Source organism: Methanobrevibacter cuticularis (genome assembly GCF_001639285.1).
Classification (GTDB): domain Archaea; phylum Methanobacteriota; class Methanobacteria; order Methanobacteriales; family Methanobacteriaceae; genus Methanobaculum; species Methanobaculum cuticulare.
This window is the reverse complement of sequence record NZ_LWMW01000114.1, coordinates 1-18,457: the sequence shown is the minus strand read 5'-3', so window position 1 is coordinate 18,457 and position 18,457 is coordinate 1. Positions and strand designations below refer to the sequence as shown.

General features: G+C 27.3%; 13 protein-coding genes and 1 pseudogene. 13 read left to right on the top strand and 1 reads right to left on the bottom strand.

Features of this window, described 5'->3' with window-relative positions; all coding sequences use genetic code 11:
• The first annotated feature begins 236 nt into the window (after positions 1 to 236).
• The 10 genes and pseudogenes from MBCUT_RS07085 (at position 237) to MBCUT_RS07040 (ending at position 14,863) form a co-directional block, all read left to right on the top strand.
• Positions 237 to 2,918: a beta strand repeat-containing protein gene (locus MBCUT_RS07085; RefSeq protein WP_067259988.1), complete on the top strand. Its 2,682-nt coding sequence runs from the start codon at positions 237 to 239 to the stop codon at positions 2,916 to 2,918.
• A 424-nt stretch (positions 2,919 to 3,342) separates the two neighbouring features.
• A complete protein-coding gene (locus tag MBCUT_RS10580; protein ID WP_084270754.1) occupies positions 3,343 to 4,824 on the top strand; it encodes a transposase in 1,482 nt (493 codons plus the stop codon).
• 906 nt (positions 4,825 to 5,730) lie between these two features.
• Entirely contained in the window at positions 5,731 to 7,011 is a 1,281-nt protein-coding gene (locus MBCUT_RS07075) for a tRNA(Ile)(2)-agmatinylcytidine synthase (protein WP_067259987.1), read from the top strand.
• A gap of 65 nt (positions 7,012 to 7,076) precedes the next feature.
• Positions 7,077 to 8,504 carry an MmgE/PrpD family protein gene (locus MBCUT_RS07070; protein ID WP_067259986.1) on the top strand — a complete coding sequence of 476 codons (1,428 nt, stop codon included), beginning with the start codon at positions 7,077 to 7,079 and terminating at the stop codon, positions 8,502 to 8,504.
• A gap of 399 nt (positions 8,505 to 8,903) precedes the next feature.
• On the top strand, positions 8,904 to 9,734 hold the full coding sequence (locus MBCUT_RS07065; RefSeq protein WP_067259985.1) for a zinc finger domain-containing protein: 831 nt from the start codon (positions 8,904 to 8,906) through the stop codon (positions 9,732 to 9,734).
• 163 nt (positions 9,735 to 9,897) lie between these two features.
• Positions 9,898 to 10,770 carry a U32 family peptidase gene (locus tag MBCUT_RS07060; RefSeq protein WP_067259990.1) on the top strand — a complete coding sequence of 291 codons (873 nt, stop codon included), beginning with the start codon at positions 9,898 to 9,900 and terminating at the stop codon, positions 10,768 to 10,770.
• A gap of 314 nt (positions 10,771 to 11,084) precedes the next feature.
• Positions 11,085 to 12,374 (top strand): ATP-binding protein, encoded by a 1,290-nt coding sequence (locus MBCUT_RS07055; protein ID WP_067259984.1) that lies wholly within the window; start codon positions 11,085 to 11,087, stop codon positions 12,372 to 12,374.
• 192 nt (positions 12,375 to 12,566) lie between these two features.
• A pseudogene (locus MBCUT_RS11850) lies at positions 12,567 to 13,015 on the top strand (peptidase); the annotation flags it as partial.
• Between the two features lie 24 nt (positions 13,016 to 13,039).
• Positions 13,040 to 13,885 carry a fumarate hydratase gene (locus MBCUT_RS07045; RefSeq protein WP_067259982.1) on the top strand — a complete coding sequence of 282 codons (846 nt, stop codon included), beginning with the start codon at positions 13,040 to 13,042 and terminating at the stop codon, positions 13,883 to 13,885.
• Positions 13,886 to 14,044: 159 nt separating this feature from the next.
• Positions 14,045 to 14,863: a citryl-CoA lyase gene (locus MBCUT_RS07040; protein ID WP_067259981.1), complete on the top strand. Its 819-nt coding sequence runs from the start codon at positions 14,045 to 14,047 to the stop codon at positions 14,861 to 14,863.
• Positions 14,864 to 15,359: 496 nt separating this feature from the next.
• On the opposite strand, the gene MBCUT_RS07035 is transcribed toward MBCUT_RS07040, so the two are convergent.
• Positions 15,360 to 16,148 carry a winged helix-turn-helix domain-containing protein gene (locus MBCUT_RS07035; protein WP_084270753.1) on the bottom strand — a complete coding sequence of 263 codons (789 nt, stop codon included), beginning with the start codon at positions 16,146 to 16,148 and terminating at the stop codon, positions 15,360 to 15,362.
• A gap of 293 nt (positions 16,149 to 16,441) precedes the next feature.
• Between MBCUT_RS07035 and MBCUT_RS07030 the strand changes: the two genes are divergently transcribed.
• The 3 genes from MBCUT_RS07030 (at position 16,442) to MBCUT_RS07020 (ending at position 17,734) form a co-directional block, all read left to right on the top strand.
• A complete protein-coding gene (locus tag MBCUT_RS07030) occupies positions 16,442 to 16,681 on the top strand; it encodes an MTH865 family protein (protein ID WP_067259980.1) in 240 nt (79 codons plus the stop codon).
• Between the two features lie 420 nt (positions 16,682 to 17,101).
• Positions 17,102 to 17,335 carry a ribbon-helix-helix domain-containing protein gene (locus MBCUT_RS07025; RefSeq protein ID WP_067259979.1) on the top strand — a complete coding sequence of 78 codons (234 nt, stop codon included), beginning with the start codon at positions 17,102 to 17,104 and terminating at the stop codon, positions 17,333 to 17,335.
• A 3-nt stretch (positions 17,336 to 17,338) separates the two neighbouring features.
• Positions 17,339 to 17,734 (top strand): type II toxin-antitoxin system VapC family toxin, encoded by a 396-nt coding sequence (locus tag MBCUT_RS07020; RefSeq protein WP_067259978.1) that lies wholly within the window; start codon positions 17,339 to 17,341, stop codon positions 17,732 to 17,734.
• Positions 17,735 to 18,457: the final 723 nt, after the last annotated feature.

Here is an 18,457-nt window from a genome sequence, read left to right as displayed (position 1 = left end):
TAAGTATGTTTGTCCAGTAATTAAAAGTTAATAGTTTAATAGGATACTAACTGTTCTTTCAGTAACTAACAAGTTTTTTTCATTTATTATTGATGAGATGTTAGTTAGTAGGTGATGATTGTTAAACGTTTTTTAGTTTTTTAACTAATGGCTGGCGTTATATTGAATCATTAGATATTTAAGTAAAAACACGGTTCGATATATTAATTAAAAAAATATTGAGGTGAATTTAAATTATGTATAAAAATGAATTTAAGAAATTATCGATTTTTTTGATAATTTCCGCAATAATAGCTATTGGCGCTTTTTGTTTAATCGGCACAGTAAATGCAGCAGATGTTACTATTAATAACACTACTGGTAATATACGAGATGCATCAATCAACAATGGTAGCTTTAATGCTGGTGATACGCTGTACTTAGAAGATGGTGTATACTCAGGAGCAGGTAATAAAGATCTTACAGTCAATAAAAATATGACAATAGCTGCCGTAAACAAAGGTGGAGCAATAATCGACATGGAAAACAGTGGACGAGCATTCACAATAAATGCAGGAATCAACCTAACACTGATAAACATAACCTTCATCAACGGAAACATCACAGGTAATGGTGGTGTAATTTATTCAGGTGCAACTAACATCATATTAACCATAACCGACTGTACATTCGAAAACAACACCGTAAATAATAATGGTGGAGCTGTTTATATAAATGGAGCTGGTTCCAACACTACTATCAAAAATTCAGTATTCAAAAGCAATACTGTAAGTAATGAGATTGGTGCTGTATATTTAGTTGGAGTTAATAGTACTAATTTGGTTGATAACTGTATTTTTGAAAATAACAAAGCAAATAATAATATTGCTGCTTTACGTATGGCTGGAGAGGGTTCCAACAATACTCTCAAAAATTCAGTATTCAAAAACAACACAGCAACTAATGATTATGGTGCTGTAAGTTTCATTGGAGTTAATAGTACTAATTTGGTTGATAATTGTACTTTTGAAAATAACAAAGCAGGTAATAGTTATGGTGCTTTACGTATGGATGGAGTTGGTTCCAATAATACTCTCAAAAATTCAGTATTCAAAAACAACACTGCAAAAAATTATGGTGCTTTAGAGATGGTTGGAAGTACTAATTTGGTTGATAATTGTACTTTTGAAAACAACATAGCAACAGATATGTATGGTGTTTTACGTATGGTTGGAGAGGGTTCCAATAATACTCTCAAAAATTCAGTATTCAAAAACAACAAAGCATATACTAATGGTGCTGTGGGTTTCATTGGAGTTAATGGTACTAATTTGGTTGATAATTGTATTTTTGTGAGTAATTATGCTGTTTCTGCTGGTGTTTTAGCTATTATGGGTATTGATAGTGATAATACTGTTAGAAATTCCATGTTTGAGAATAATACTGTGTCTAACAATTATGGTGCTATTCATATTAGTGGTATTGGTAGTAACACTCTTTTGAATAATGTTACCATAGTTAATAATTCTGCTGGTATTAATGGTGGAGGAATAGGATTTACTAATGATAATAATGTGCTTACTATTAAAAATAGTACTATAAGTGATAATACTGCTGTTAAAGAAGGTGGAGCATTATATGCTAGTGGTACTAATCAGACTATTAACATTGAAGGTAGTACTTTGGTGAATAATAGTGCTAAGATTGGTGGAGCATTAGATATTAATGGTGAAGATAGTGAAGTTAATATAGATAGTTCATTGTTTGAAAATAACTCTGCTACTTCTAGTGGTGGAGCAATAGATATCAATGGCGAATCCCATGAGACTAATATTAACAACTCTACATTCAACAATAACTCTGCTAAAAACGGTGGAGCAATCAACAGCAACGGTGCAAATAATAATCTAACAGCTAATAACACTGATTTCAACAACAACAATGCTATAAATAAAGGTGGAGTAATCAACAATAATGGTGATAGTAATGTTATTGTTTTGGATAATTCAACAGCAACTAACAACTCTGCACGAGAAGGTGGAGCAATCAGTAGTACTGGTGATGAAAACGAAATAGCTATAGATAACACCAATTTATCAGGCAATAATGACGGAATATTAAAAAGTGAAGGCGATGATAACAAAATCACAGTCGACAATTCCACTATAACTAACAACACAGCAAAAGACGGACTAATCACCAATGAAGGCGACAACAACAATGTAGCTATTAACAATACTAATTCAACCAATAACACCGGAGATATAGTATCCAATACAGGTAATAATAACACCGAATCAGAGAACAACAGTAATATAACCGTTGATGTAACTTATGAAACTAACACAGATTTAGTGATTTTTTCAGGTAATGGTCAAATCACAATAACAGCAATACTGACAAATAAAAACACTGGAGAAAAATTAGCAGGTGAGAAAGTTTATTTCTATGTTAATGGTAAACAAGTAGGTTCAGCAACAACCGATAAATACGGCGAAGCAAGATTCATTTACAACGTACCAAAAACAGATAACTACAATGTATATGCAAAAACCCAACAAACAACAATAACTAACACCAGTGGAAACTACACATTCAAAGAATCAACAAGTTTAACAAAAACCATAAATGTCAACAAACCACTAACACCAGCAAAAATAAAAGTTTACAGCAAAAAAACAACTTCAAAAAAGACCAAAAACTACAAAATCTACTACATAACCTACTCAATCAAAAACTACGGAGAAAAAACAGGCTCAAAGACATTCACAAAATCACTCAAAAACATACTCAAAAAACACAAACTCTACAAAATACAAACAACAAAAAACACCAAATACAGCTACAACAAAGCATCTAAAATACTAAAAACAATGGTCAAAAACCTAGCGTATAACAAAATAGCTAAACTCAGAATAACAGTATACAGAAAAGCCTAAAAAAATAAATTATTTTGTGTTATATATTTTTTTCTGGAAAGAAGTTAATTAATGTAACTATTCTTTCCAAACATTCTTTTTTTCTTTATTTTGTAATTCTTTTTTTTCTTTATTTATTTTTTTCTGATTAAAAGATTAATAGGAGAGTGTCCCATAATTAACTTTTTTTGTATATTTTTTTTTGAAAAGTGAAGTAGTTACTAGTGAATTTGGATTTTGAGTCTAATTTCATTGGATTTTTTTATTTTTATTAGTTAAAAATAGAAATATTTAAATATGTGAGGGTTTAATGTATTTTTGTAGCAAAAAAACCCAAAAAATCCCTCACAATTGTTCTTTTTGATTTTTGTGTCACTTAAATTTTTTGGTTTTTTATGTGAATTTTTGTAAATTATAAAAAAAATCGAAAAGGACCATTATTTTTATGATAAAAGCATTGAAACCAGTTGAATTACAGTCTAATTTTCAATGGTCTATTCCAGGAATGAATTTAGAAGATGAAAACATAGTTTTCACGGTTAAAAAGATTATTCACACCTTTTTAATCGAATTTGATTTTTTGCTGGAAAAGAAAGAAAATAACGTAGGACGACCAAAAAAATATGAAGCAGATGAATTATTAGGTTTAATAGTTTGGGGAGTGTTAAATAATAAAACTAGTTGTCGTGAACTTGAGCAATGGATAAAAAACAATGATGAAACTTGTAACTATATATTAAATAATAAAAAACCAAGTAAAACCACTATTTCACGTTTTTACAATGAAAATATGATATTGATCGATGTATTATTTGATTATGTTGTTAATAAAGGAGATGAATTAGGTTTAATAGGTTTTGAACATGTTTCCATTGATGGGACGATTGTAAAAGCTAATGCATCCACAAACAAATTGATACGAATAGAAGAAATTGAGTATATTGAAAAACTCGTTAAAAAATTTTATAAAAAAGAAAATGGGGAAAATATTCTTTTAAAAATTCAAAAATTCTTCTTTGGAAACCTATTGAATGAAACAAACGAAAAATTCATCAATGAAATTAAAAATAACCTTAAACAAGAAGGAATTAAACTTTTAATAAAATTAATAGATCATCCTGATAAAAAAGAGAGTGCTTTGGATTTTCTTAGTATTTTAAAGAAAAATTATGATGGCAAACACACAATTAGTGTCACTGATCCTGAATGTCGTTGGATGCTAGATAAAAAAAATGTTATAGGGTTAAACTACAATTATCAACTTGCAACAGACGATAAATATGATTTTATAGTTGGAAAAAAGCTTGTTAGCGATGCAACAGACCATAAACAACTGATTCCCATGATAGAAACCGTGAAAATGAATTTATCAAAACATCCAGATTATTACACAGCAGACAACGGATATCTAACAACAGAAGCAGTAGAATACCTTTTTAAACATAATATCAAAGCAATAATGCCAGATAGAGATGAAAGCAGTAAAATCAAAAGTAAAAATGAAAATAAAAACTTCAGTAAACCTAATTTCACATATAACTATGAAAACGACAATTATACCTGCCCTAACAATAAAACACTAGAATATCAAAACAAAAGAAAAATAAACACTGTATTATACAGAGTTTACTCAACTACAGAATGTAAAAACTGCAAATACCTGAAAAAATGCACAAAAAACAGAAAAAGAGAAATTTTCCATTTAGCACATCCCTTAAGAATTAAAATGAGAGAAGATTACAATTCAGATTTCGGAAGAAAAATATACAAAAAAAGATTCCATACAGGAGAAGTAAACTTCGCAATCCTAAAAGAATCAAGGAAATTTTCTGGAATAAAAAGAAAAACAATGAAGAAAGCAGAAACAGAACTAACACTACAATCCATAGCACATAACATAAAAATAATACATAAACACGGATCCTAAGATATAATGCATTGAAAGAATAAGGAGATTATAATTTCAAAACACACCATTTCCACGTAAAATTTCTTAAAATAATAACTATACCGCAATTATTAATACAAAATATGGGACGATGTGCAGTTTCAAGTGTAAAAATCGTTGAAAAATCCTAATTTTTGGCTAGAATCTAAAACCCATTTTCGGAAAAATTTTCCAAAAAAACCGAATTATGGGACACTCTCAATAGATATTTTTTTTATTTTTTTATTATCTTAAGTATAAAAGTTTAGGCATGCCTAAACATTTATATACTATGAAATTCAATTACTATTTGTGGTGTCTAAAAAACTATTTCCTCCAAAAAATAGAAAATAGATCCACTTTACTTCCTTGTTAAAAATAGTTTTTTATTTTTAATAGGGGCCATATAAAATCCTCAATTGACGAAAAAAACTGTTCTTTCGCAAAAAATGTCATCTCAGCCTTTTCATTTTTACAAATTTCTAGTCAATTGAGGACTTTTCTTCTGTATTTAATTTTTTTTATTTTCTATTTCTATCTGTTAGTTGTTTTTAAGATTGTTTTTAGTCAAGAAAATAGCTATACTTTTTTTTTTGTTCTGAAATCATGGTCAAAGTTTTAAATGCTTTTTGATTAATATTTTTTAGTAAAATTAAATTCAAATTTTATTTAAATATTTCTTCTTAAATTTTAATGCTGTAATTGATAAATTTTATAAAGATATTAAATTAATATTATATTAGCTCAATGTTGTATTTTTTACTTTAGTATAATTATATTTAAGTAAATTTCTTTAATTAGTTATTTTCATGTTAATTAGTTATTAAACAACAATAACAATAATAATATTAATATTAATAATAATAATTAAAAACCAAAATAATAATGTAATTAATAATTTCATAGGTGATTGTTATAAAATTTCTTCATGTAGGTATTGATGATACTGATTCTCCAGATGGAATGTGTACAACTTATCTAGCTTGTTCTATAATAAATCAGCTAAAGGAACAAGGAATAGCTATTTATGATTATCCTCGACTTATTAGATTAAATCCATTTGCTAGATTTAAAACTAGAGGTAATGGAGGAATTTCATTTAAAATCAATTTACATGACATTGATAAACAAAAACTAAAAATAGCTAAAGAAATCATTCTTAAAAATGTTGAAAAACTATCTCAAATGGATTGTGAAAATACTAATCCTGGAGTTGTATTTTATGAAGGAAAAATCACGGATAAAATGAAAAATTATGCTTTAAAAGCTATTTATTCTATTATTTCAATAAAAGAAGCTGAAGACTTTGCAAACAAAACCAATATTGAAATTCACAAATTTAAAAAAGGAAGGGGTATCATTGGCGCTATTGCATCAATATCATGCCCACTTGAAGATTTTACCTATGAACTTCTTACATACAGAATAAAAGCAAATTATGGTAAAAAAAGAGCTATTGACAATACCTCAGTTCATGAAATGAATAAAAAAACTTATCCTGAAACTTTTGAAAATGTAGATGGTAGTTACATAGCTATTGAACCGAGAACACCTTGTCCTATTCTTTATGGAATAAGAGGAGAATCACCAGAAGTTTTAAAAATAGCTAAAAACCTAGTAAAATCAAATGAACCCATTGAATCATTTTGCATATTTAAAACAAATCAACACACTGATATGCACCTCCAAAAAATAGCTAAAATAGCAGATATGGCAAAATATGGATGTTATATTGTTAGTGGGCATATAAAAAATGCTCCTCATGTAATTGAGGGAGGGCACATGTTTTTTACATTAGCTGATGATTCTGGAGAAATAGAAGCTGCAGCATATGAACCAACTAAAGATTTTAGAAAAATCATCGAAAAACTTGTTGAAAGTGATCAAGTTCAGCTATTTGGTGGAATTGGTTGTAGTGGAACATTCAACATCGAAAAAATAAGGATATTGTCTTTAAAAAGAAAACAACACTTTGAAAATCCAGTTTGTGTATGTGGGAAAAGAATGACTTCTGCAGGACATAATAAAGGATTTAAATGTAAAAAATGTGGTAATAAACTTAGTAATACTCAAAAAATAGCTATTGAAGAGGAACGAAACTTAGAAAAAAACAAATTCTATGAAACTCCAGTCTCAGCAAGACGACATTTAGCAAAACCTCTTGTTAGGATGAAAAATATAAATTGAATGGTTTATTATGATAACTATAGATTGGTAATAGAGTAAATGAGATATGAATTAGTGGGCTTAGTATGATTGTAGAGGAATTAGCTAAATTTTTGATAAATTTAAAATATGAAGACATTCCAGAGGAAGTTATAAATAAAACTAAGCTATGTTTCTTAGATTTTTTGGGTGTAACTAACAGAGGATTTCATGAAGAAAGTTCTCAAATAGCTCTTGAAACAATAAATCAATTTAATCAAAAGGAAGGAAAATGTTCTATCATAGGCACTGGATATTCAAATGAGAATATTCATTCAAATACTCATATGAAGGCTAATCATCATGCTAATCCAAGTTCTAATGAATATTCAAATTCATTAAATGCAGGATTTCTAAATGGAATCTCTGCACATGCTTTAGATTTGGATGATGGCCATAGAATAGCTCAATTACATCCAGGTTGTGTTGTTTTCCCTTCTGCATTAGCTATTTGTGAAGAAAAGAATTTATCTGGAAAAGATTTTTTGGAAGCTGTTGTTTGTGGTTATGAAATAGCTATTGTCCTTGGTAAATTAGTTAATCCTTCTCATAGAAATCAAGGATTTCATAGCACTGGAACGATAGGAACATTTGCTGCAGGATCCACAGTATCTAAGCTATTAGATTTTGACCTTGAGAAAACAATAGCTACATTTGGACTTTGTGGAACAACTGCGGCAGGACTTTTAGAGTCTGATCACCAAGGAACAATGGGCAAAGTTCTTCATGTTGGAAATGCTGTGCATAATGGTATTTTTTCATCATTCTTAGCCCAAAAGGGCTTTTCAGGAGCTGAATCCATTTTTGATGGAAAAGAAGGCTTTCTAAAAGCTACATCAAAGGAAGATTTCAATGAAGAATACTTAACTAGATATCTAGAAAATGAACTTGGTAAATTCCATATTAGGGAAGTTTATTTTAAAAAATATCCTTTTTGTAGACATTTACATTCTAGTATTGATGCTACTTTAGATATAAAAAATAAATTATTTAATAATTTTAATATTGATGATATTAAAAGGATAATCATTAAAACTTATAAAATAGCTGCCGAACATGATAATTTCAATCCCAAGACTAAAGAAGATTTGAAACAAAGTTTACCTTATTCAATAGCTATAGCTATTATTTCTAATGATATGACTCTTGAAAACATTGGAAATATCGATTTTAATAGCTATTATTTTAAAAATATCTTAGAAAAAATAGTCATTGAAATTGATGATGAATTTGAGTCTTTAACTCCTGATTATAGACCTTCAAAAGTGATTATTGAAATTTATAGTGGTAATGATGTTGAAATAGTTGAGAAGATTGTAAAGCTTCCATTGGGTGAAACTGAAAATTCTTTTTCTCATAATGATATTATTGAAAAATTCAGACTACTAAACCCTAATTTTGAATTAGGTAGGCTTAAATCTATTGAAAAGATTGAATCTTATAAAATCAGAGATTTTATGAAGGACTTGTTTTAATATGTAGAAATTGCTAATTTTCTATCTAGATATTTTTATTCATGTGATGAATTTAATTAAAATATTTCTAGATATTTTTTATTCATGGGATGAATTTAATTTAAATATTTCTAGATATTTTTAATTGTGTGATGAATTTAATTTAAATATTTCTAGATATTTTTAATCATGAGATGAATTTAATTAAAATAAAAACAATATCATAACATTAAAATAATATTAAAACTAATAGTCAAAAAATTAAATTGATATCAATAATAGTTAGATTAATAATTAAGTTGATAATATGTTAAATTTAATTAAATCTCATTATTATTAATTTGATTTAAAGTTTAATTTGATTAATTTTTAAAAAATAGAATTGCAAAATTTTGGCAGATTTTATATAGGGTGATTTAAATGATGGAATTTCCAGAGAGCCATAGTCTTTCAAAAGAATTAAATAAAACTATTAAAGGTAAAAAGATAGTTCAAGTTATAGCAGAGAATTCTCCTCATAAATTTGCCTTTTACTATGGAGATCCTAAACAGTACAATGATTTACTTAAAGGTAAAACTATCACTGAGTCTAATGCATATGGAGGACAATTAGAAATAATAGCTGAAGATACTAAGATAGTTTTAAGTGATGGGGCTATAATTCGTTATTTGTCAAAAGATAATGAGATTCCTGAGAAAAATCAACTAATTATAAAATTTGAGGATTCATCTGCAATATATTGCACAATTCAGATGTATGCTCATATCCATGTTACTTTGACTAAAGACTATGAAAATGAATATTACGAAATAGCTAAAGCAAAACCTTCTCCATTATCCGATGATTTCAGTACAAAATATTTTGAAGGTTTAATATTAGATCTCCGATCAACTACAACCTTGAAGTCTTTTTTAGCTACAAAACAAAGAATTCCCGGCCTTGGAAATGGAACTCTTCAAGATATATTATTCAATGCTAAACTTCATCCAAAAAGTAATATAAAAAATTTAAGTCTGGATGATAAGGAAAGACTATTTAAAAGTATAAAAGAAACTTTAAAAAGAATGACAGAGGCCAGCGGGAGAAATACTGAAAAAACATTGTTCAATACCTTTGGAAAATATAAAACAATACTTTCAGCTAAAACTTTTAAAGATCCCTGTCCCGTATGTGGAAATAAAATAATTAAAGAAGCTTATATGGGCGGAACTGTATATTACTGTCCAAAATGCCAACCAATTAATAAATAAATATATTTTATAATTATTATCTTACTTCTATAAGTATATGTTTTATTTGTTTGAAAATGGTATTAAAAGTGGTGAAAATGATTTACTTTTTTGAGAGCAAATAGAAATAATAATTTATATTTAACTATACATAATTTTAAATTAGACATGGGCTATAAAAATGATGAATGAAACTAAATCGTCTTTAAAAAGATTAGGAATAGAAGAACCAGTACCTAACTATATTTCAAAAAAGAGATTTTCTGATGGTGCTCAATATCGATTTGAAGTTCCAGGAATTCAGTCTCCAGAAGCTCTAAAATCATTACTAGCTGCTTGTGAGGAATATGGGGCAAATATACATAGAGTAACTCAAACTAAAGGGATAATGCTATTAAATGATGATGAAATTGAAGAAATGGTTTCATTAGCTCAAGATACTAACTTAAAACTATTTTTGAGTGTTGGTCCAAGAGCTACATATGATACTAGTGCTACTGCTCAAACAAAAGAAGGTTCTAGGATTGGTTACAGATTAAGAGGATATTCTAATCTTGTTCACGCTATTGAAGACGTAAAAAGAGCTATTGATTTAGGAGTAAGAGGCATAGTTATCTATGATGAAGGTTTACTTTGGGCAATAGCTAAAATGAGATCCAATGGAGAAATAGCTAAAGATACTAAATTCAAGCTATCTGCTCATGCAGGAGCTGGAAACCCAGCTTCAGCAAAATTATTTGAGAATATTGGTTTAGATTCATTTAATCCTGTCCGTGACCTCCAGATGGATATGATTGCTTCAATACGTGAAGCTATTGATATTCCAATTGATCTTCATACTGAAAATCCTACCTCCACAGGAGGGTTCATACGTCATTATGAAGTTCCAGAAATAATTAAGGTAGGAGCTCCAGTTTATTTAAAAACAGGAGGTTCAATAGCTAAACACCATTCATGGGATACAACAGAAAAAGAAGCTAACCTAAGAATAAAACAGGTATTATTAGTTCAAAATATGATTAAAAGATATTATCCAGAAGCTATTGTTTCTAAATAGGATTATTATACTCTTTTCTAAAAATTAATTAAGAAAATGTATAACTGTAAAGTTTACAGAGAGTGATGAAAATCTAAGTTAGCTGAAAAGTAATGAAAAAATCTGATAAAAATCACAAAATAGTAAAATAAAGTACCGCAAAATAGTAAAAATAAAAATCACAAAATAGTAAAATAAAATACCGCAAAATAGTAAAGTGAAAGACCGCAAAATAGTAAAATAAAGTACCGCAAAATAGTAAAGTGAAATACCGCAAAATAGTTAAATAAGATATTACAAAAAATAATTAATGAGTATTAATGTGGTTATTTATTATGAAAAATAAATATTTAAAACGTGTGATTGATGACATATTAGAAGAACGTTTAGAAATGATTGGAGCAATTGTTATTGAAGGGCCTAAATGGTGTGGTAAGACGACAACAGCTGAACAACATGCCAAAAGTGTATTAAAATTACAAGATCCAGATAAGTCAAAGTCTTATATGGAATTATCTGAAATTAAACCGTCAGCACTTTTAGAAGGAGAAACCCCAAGATTAATTGATGAATGGCAGATGGCACCAGTATTATGGGATGCTGTTCGAACTAGTGTTGATAATTTAAATGACGTTGGTTTATACATTTTAACAGGCTCAACTTCAGTAAACGAAAGCGAAATAATGCATTCAGGAACTGGCCGGATAAATAAGTTAATTATGAGACCAATGAGTTTATTTGAAAGTAAAGAATCAAATGGTAAAATAGCTATCAATGACCTATTTAATTCACCAGATATGGATATCGATGGTATTAGATCAGAATTATCGATTGAAGAGTTAATTTTTGCTAGTTGTCGTGGTGGATGGCCAGACAGCTTAAATAAAAAAACTAAAAAAGCACAGCTTTTCATTGTATCCAATTATCTTGATAATATTTGTGAAAGTGATGTATCTACTGTTGACGGAGTTAAACGTGACCCTCAAAGAGTTAAAACTATTTTGCAGTCTTATGCAAGAAATATTTCAACACTTGTATCCGATGAAACCTTAATGAAAGACATTCAAGCTAATTTTGCAAATATAAGTAAACCAACATATTATTCTTATATTGGTGCATTAACTAGATTATTTGTTATAAATAATGTTCCTGCTTGGAACCCTAATATAAGATCAGCTACAGCCATTAGATCAAGCTCAAAAAAAGAATTCATAGACCCTTCAATTGCAGTAGCTTCATTAGGTTTGACTCCAGAAACATTATTACATGATTTAAACACATTTGGATTTATATTTGAAAATCTATGTATAAGAGATTTAACTGTTTACTCTAGTTTAGTAGATGGAAAAATTTCATATTATCGTGATAAATATGGCCTTGAAGCAGATTGCGTATTACATTTAAAAGATGGAAGATATGCTCTTATTGAATTTAAATTAGGTAGTAGTGGAATTGAAAAAGGTGCGAAAAATTTAATAAAACTTGATAATTTGATAAAAAAACATATAAATGAAGATAAATTAAATATAAAAGAACCAAGTTTTTTAGCTATTGTTACAGGTGGAGAATTAGCTTATACAAGACCAGATGGTATTAAAATATTACCAGTGGGATGTTTAAGATAATGGCGATTTTAAAAAACTGTGATTTTTTGTAATTTATAATTTTTATTATCTATAATAAATTGATTATTAAGAAATGAATACATAATCATTAAATTCATCTAGTATTTGTAAGAGGATAGTGCAATCTTCTCATTTTTTCTAAAAAATTATATATTAGTAAAAGATAAAAATATAAATTAGAAAAGAGTATTTATATTCTTTATGGAAAAGGTTCTACTTCGGATATTAGCTAAAATGAGAGAATTTGTAGAAATAGCTAGAGATACTAAATTCAAGTTATCTGCTCATCCAGGAGCTGGAAACCCAGCTTCAGCAAAATTATTTGAGAATATTGGTTTAGATTCATTTAATCTGTCTGTGACCTCCAGATGGATATGATTGCTTTAATACGTGAAGCTATTGATATTCCAATTGATCTTCATACTGAAAATCCTACTTCTACAGGAGGGTTCATATGTCATTATGAAGTTCCAGAAATAATTAAGGTAGGAGCTCCAGTTTATTTAAAAACAGGTGGTTCAGTAGCTAAACATCATAGTTGGGATACAACAGAAAAAGAAGCTAACCTAAGAATAAAACAGGTATTATTAGTTCAAAATATGATTAAAAGATATTATCCAGAAGCTGTTGTTTCTAAATGATCAATTGTATTGTTAGGGAATCTTATGAAGTTAATTAATGACATTGAAAAAGCTTTAATCGATGCAAGTACAAGTTATCCCAAGGATAGAATAGCTGCATTTAAAAGAGCTTTAAATAATGAAGAGGATGAAAATGCTATTTGGGCTTTGGAACTAATGATTAAAAATGCTGAAATAGCTAATTTAAACAAACTTCCATTATGTGATGATACAGGAATCCCTCATGTTTTCATTGAACTAGGGAAAGATAGACTTATATCTCATGATTTTTTAGTTGAAATCAAAGAAGGGATATCTAACGGACTTAAAAATTTACCTGGAAGGCCTATGGCTGTAAAAGGAAATTCAATTGAAAGAATTGAACAATCCAAAGGATTATATGATAAATCTGAAATGATAAAACCTCCTTCAATCTTAATTGATAACTACGATGGAGATAACGTCAAAATCCACCTTTTATTGTTAGGTGGTGGACCAGAGATAAGAGCTAATACTTACAGAGTTTTTCACAAAAGATCTTATAAAGAGGTATTGAATATAGCTACCGAAAGAATCATAGAATCTTTACCTCTTCTTGGTTGTACTCCATCTATTCCAGCTATTGGAATTGGAAGAACTCATTTTGAAGCAAACTCTTTACTAATCAAAGCCATGATATATGGAAATTTAGATGAACAATCAGATATTGAAACTTATCTCACAAATAAAATCAATAAAGCTAATATTGGACCAATGGGACTTGGAGGCAAAACAACAGCTATTGGATCATTTATAAATATAGGTCATCAAAGAGCAAGTGGTGTTAGAGTTGTAGCTACTAGACCGTGCTGTTTTGTAGAACCTAGGGTAGCTACTCTTGAAATTATTTAAAAAGGCAAACCATTATTAACTATAAATCACTAATTAATCATTTAAACAATAAGTATTTGTTAATATTTTAATAATTAAATAATTATACAAGATATTAATAATCAATACATTAAGGTTTATTTAATATAATGTTTTAAGATTTATTATTTGAGGAATAATATGGTATTAGGAGAAAAACCATTAAAAAATGCTTTAAAAGATTCTGAATCTAAATTAAGAACAGGAATCACAAAAGTTGAACCTAATAAATTAATAACTAGAGGATATTCTCAAGAAGATTTAATATCTAAATTAAGCTATTCTGAAATGGTTTATCTATTACTCAAAGGAGAAATACCATCTAAAAAAGTAGCTAAGATGTTCAATCATGTATTGGTATCTTTTTGTGATCATGGAGTGACTCCTCCAAGCACTCAGACTGCAAGACTCGTAGCGTCTTCAGGTTCTCCTTTAAATGTAGCTTTATCTGGAGGATTGCTTTCTTTTGGGAAAAATCATGCAGGAGCTATTGAAAAATCTATGGAGTTATTTCAAAGTTCCATTGAAAATTCTGAAGATATCGAGGATAATGAGATAAATAAAATAGCTTCATTCATTGTAGAAAATTCTTTGAATAATAAAAAAAAAATACCAGGATTTGGTCATAGATATCATAATGAAGATCCTCGAAGAACAGCTATTTTAAAGTTAGCCTTTAAAGAAGAACTTATTGGAACACATATTAAGTTAGCATTAGCTATTGAAAATTTATTGATGGAAAAGAAAAATGTAAAAATGAATATCGATGGAGCTAATGCAGCTATTTTATCTGATATGGGATTTGCTCCTCAAGATGGAACAGGAATATTCATAATTGGAAGACTTCCTGGATTAATTGCCCATATCAATGAAGAAGTTAATGAAGAAGCAGAATTTAGAAAATTTTGTGATATTGATGATATCTTTTATCATGGAAACAAAAATAGAATCTTAGATTAGATTTAGTAATAATTATGATAATTTTATAATAAATATAATAATGGAGTGATATTTAGTTTTGAATTCATTTTTCTAATTTTATTATCATCAATTGCATTTTAAGAATATTATTAAATATCAAAATATTATTGAATATTAGTTTTTCGTATTTTTTAAAATTATAGTCCTGAAAGAAAAGATTCTAATCAATGGTTTTTTGGAATATTAATTTATTTCATGAATATAAGTTGTTATTATCTTTAATTTCTAAAATAATCTTTAATAATTTTATTATTAAAAAAATATATATTATGATTATTTAGATTGAGAAATAAATGAATATAAAAGTTTTTAAAAAATATCATTACTTATAAACTTTATTTTCAGGACTATATTCTTATTGATAATATCATTAATAATTAATAATAAGTCTTATGATCATTTTATTTGATTATTTATGGTGTTGTTTGTTTTTATTTGGTTATTTATTATAATGATTATTTTAATAATGCTTGTTTTAATTCAAATTAGCTATAAGATTAATAATCTTAAATCCTTTTTTTGTTAAGATGTATTCTCCACGTTCATATTTCTGCATTATTAAATCTGCTTTTTGTAATTTTTGTATGTGAAATAAGAGATTTCCTCCTCTAAGATTAGTTAGTTTAGATAAGGTTGAGAAAGTTTTTGGTTCGAGGGCTATGACTTTTAGAATCTGCAACCTTTGTTTATTAGCTATGGGATCTAAAACATTTTTTACAACATTTACCTCATTAATTGCTGAAATTTCAGCATTATCTTCAATATCACGATTTTCATAAATTTTAAGAGAATCAATTAAGCTTATCTGATTTTCAAAGATATGGGATACTTCATCAAAACACACATCACATTTTTCTTTAATACCTATTTTTCTTAATTCTTTTAATTCTTCCCTTCCTTTATTTATTTTCTTTTTAGAAATATTATCAGGGCTTAATTCTTTCGTATGTTTGTCTAAATATCTTTTAAAGGTATTTTTACATTTTTCTCTCATATCACAAGGATCAATCATTCTCTGGTCTAAAGTTTCATCAGTTTTATCTAACATGTATCCATTTATAGAATTTATAAATTCATGTTTTAGATTTGAACTTATTATATTAAGATATTCCTGATTCGATTGTTCAATTATCTTTTTAAGATCATTATGCATAGAATTGAGCTTTTTTTTAATTTCTATTATTTCTTCTTCTCCTTGATAGCTATTTTGAGACTTTTTAATAGTTATATTTTTCTCACAATTATTCTTTCCTTTTAAAGTCATTGTATCCCTTAATTTATTCTATTTAATTAGTGTAAATATTATATTTAGTCATTTATATTAGTTTTCTAAGTTCTAAATCTACCAATTATCTTTTTTATTTCTATTGTTTTTTATTTCTATTGGTTTTTCTTATTTTGAATTTTATGTTAAGTAAACTTTTTATAACTACTAATTTATTTTCATAATTCTTTTAACTGAGGTAATAAATTATAGTTAAGTACATTTTTATAACGATTAAGTATATATTTATGTCTATTTAAATAGTAATATATATAAAATAGGAGTTGATAATTATGTCTGCAAAAGAAGAAATACATGGACAAATAGTTGGAGCTTTAGCTGGAGCAAAGTTTCCTATAAAAAATCCTGATGAATTATTTAATGCACTACCTGATGGTCAAAATACCACTTGTAAATCTGGTGATGTTGTATTAAAAGCATCTGATGCAGGAAAAGTTTTGTCTTCAGATGATTTCCCATTTAGTTCTGCAGAAGAAGTAGCTACTACAATAGTAGATAAAGCAGGACTTTAAATCCATAAATCATGAAATAATTATCATATTTAATGTATGAATAATTATTTCTAATTTTTTTTCTATTTTTTGGCACTGTCTAGAATCCTGCTGAATTTTTTTTTTATTTTATTTTTATGGCATTTCTTTGTGTTCATCGTATTTTGTTTAGTCTGAGTTTTCTGTTTAGTCCTTCTTCTGTTCGAAATGATTTTTAGGCAGTGGTGTTTATGAAGTTAATTGTTCCCTGTTATTTTATAAATCATCAACTGAATTTTTGTTTTTCATGATTTCATCTTCTATTTTTTTATAAGAAAATTTTATTAATATAAAAAATCAATATATCTATGTGTGGTTTTATTTTATTATATAATCGTTATGATAAAATGAAATGTTTTTTACTCTAAGTAAAAAAATATAAAAGATTGGACATGATAGTTTATGGCACTTGTAGAAACAAAAATTAAAATTGAAGATAAATATTTAAAGCAGATTGAAAAAGAAGCTGAAAAAGAAGGAAGTTCTATTCCTGAATTTATAAAAGATGCTATAAATTTAAAACTTCAAAGTAAGAAATCTAAGTTAAGTTTTAAAGACTTAGCTGGTAGATACACCACAGATAAACCGTTTAATGTTGTTGAAGATAAAAGAAAACTAAGAAATGGAGAACTATAGATAATGATATTCTTAGATAGTAGCTATATAGTTTCTCTTGTTGTTGACAGCGAAGAAGATCATGAAAATGCTTTGGAATTATTTGAAAAACTTGAAGGGAAGGAATTAGTAATTACTAATGCAGTTCTAACTGAAACAATAAATTTACTTCTAAAAAGACTAAATAGAAACACAAAAGCAATAAGTGAAGTATATGAAACTATCACATCTGAATTTACTATTATCTATGAAAACAAAGAGCTAACCCAAAGAGCAATGGAAACACTAATTAAATATAAAGCTACTTTGGGATTAGCTGATGCACTAAGTATAGAAGTAATGAAAGAATTAAATATATACGAAATATTCAGCTTTGATGATGACTTTGACAATAAAGAACATATTGTTTGGATACACTAAAAAAGCTATATATTTTTCATGTCAATTTTTTTATTATAATAGCTTATTAGGAAACTAATTTTTCCCTGTTATTCAATAAAACATCAACTGAATTTTTAATCTTCATAATTTCATCTTCTAAGCAATCTTTTTTTATTAACAATTGGGTTTTGTTTTTTTATCAATTGTTAGATATGGAATTAATGCTTCATAGCTTCGTCGTAGGTAGTTATTAGGGCTGTCTATTTTTACATTATATGTGTTATTTCAAGTTTTCCATGAAATGATAATTTATATCCTTTATTATTCAGATAATAAAAGATATTTTACTTTATAATATTCTATTTTATATGGCTATTTTTAATTAATTTACATAATTAACCTTTTTTTAATTAATTTACATAATTAACCTTTTTTTGTAAAAATAGCTATTATTAATTAATTTTTTTGAGAAATATTATTAAAAATTCATTAAATCTATAAAATAGTAATGTTCAGCTAAATAAATATGATAGACTAAAATTACAAAGACAAAAACAATTTTTATAAATAATTCATTTTCGAAAAACAGAAAACAATGGCATTTACTTATTATTGGAAATACGCATATTGAATATCAACTCTGTCAACTTTAGAAATATTTCTCTTAGATGTTCTTTATTTTATTAATTTTATTTAATTAGTCAGTTGTTGATTGGTTTAAGATTTTTAAAGACCTTTTTAAAATTAGACTTATTTTATTTT

Bases quoted from the DNA above. Each gene is read 5' to 3' on its own strand.
- MBCUT_RS07085 (WP_067259988.1), top strand. From the start codon at position 237: ATGTATAAAAATGAATTTAAGAAATTATCGATTTTTTTGATAATTTCC.
- MBCUT_RS10580 (WP_084270754.1), top strand. From the start codon at position 3,343: ATGATAAAAGCATTGAAACCAGTTGAATTACAGTCTAATTTTCAATGG.
- MBCUT_RS07070 (WP_067259986.1), top strand. From the start codon at position 7,077: ATGATTGTAGAGGAATTAGCTAAATTTTTGATAAATTTAAAATATGAA.
- MBCUT_RS07065 (WP_067259985.1), top strand. From the start codon at position 8,904: ATGATGGAATTTCCAGAGAGCCATAGTCTTTCAAAAGAATTAAATAAA.
- MBCUT_RS07060 (WP_067259990.1), top strand. From the start codon at position 9,898: ATGAATGAAACTAAATCGTCTTTAAAAAGATTAGGAATAGAAGAACCA.
- MBCUT_RS07055 (WP_067259984.1), top strand. From the start codon at position 11,085: ATGAAAAATAAATATTTAAAACGTGTGATTGATGACATATTAGAAGAA.
- MBCUT_RS07045 (WP_067259982.1), top strand. From the start codon at position 13,040: ATGAAGTTAATTAATGACATTGAAAAAGCTTTAATCGATGCAAGTACA.
- MBCUT_RS07040 (WP_067259981.1), top strand. From the start codon at position 14,045: ATGGTATTAGGAGAAAAACCATTAAAAAATGCTTTAAAAGATTCTGAA.
- MBCUT_RS07035 (WP_084270753.1), bottom strand. From the start codon at position 16,148: ATGACTTTAAAAGGAAAGAATAATTGTGAGAAAAATATAACTATTAAA.
- MBCUT_RS07030 (WP_067259980.1), top strand. From the start codon at position 16,442: ATGTCTGCAAAAGAAGAAATACATGGACAAATAGTTGGAGCTTTAGCT.
- MBCUT_RS07025 (WP_067259979.1), top strand. From the start codon at position 17,102: ATGGCACTTGTAGAAACAAAAATTAAAATTGAAGATAAATATTTAAAG.
- MBCUT_RS07020 (WP_067259978.1), top strand. From the start codon at position 17,339: ATGATATTCTTAGATAGTAGCTATATAGTTTCTCTTGTTGTTGACAGC.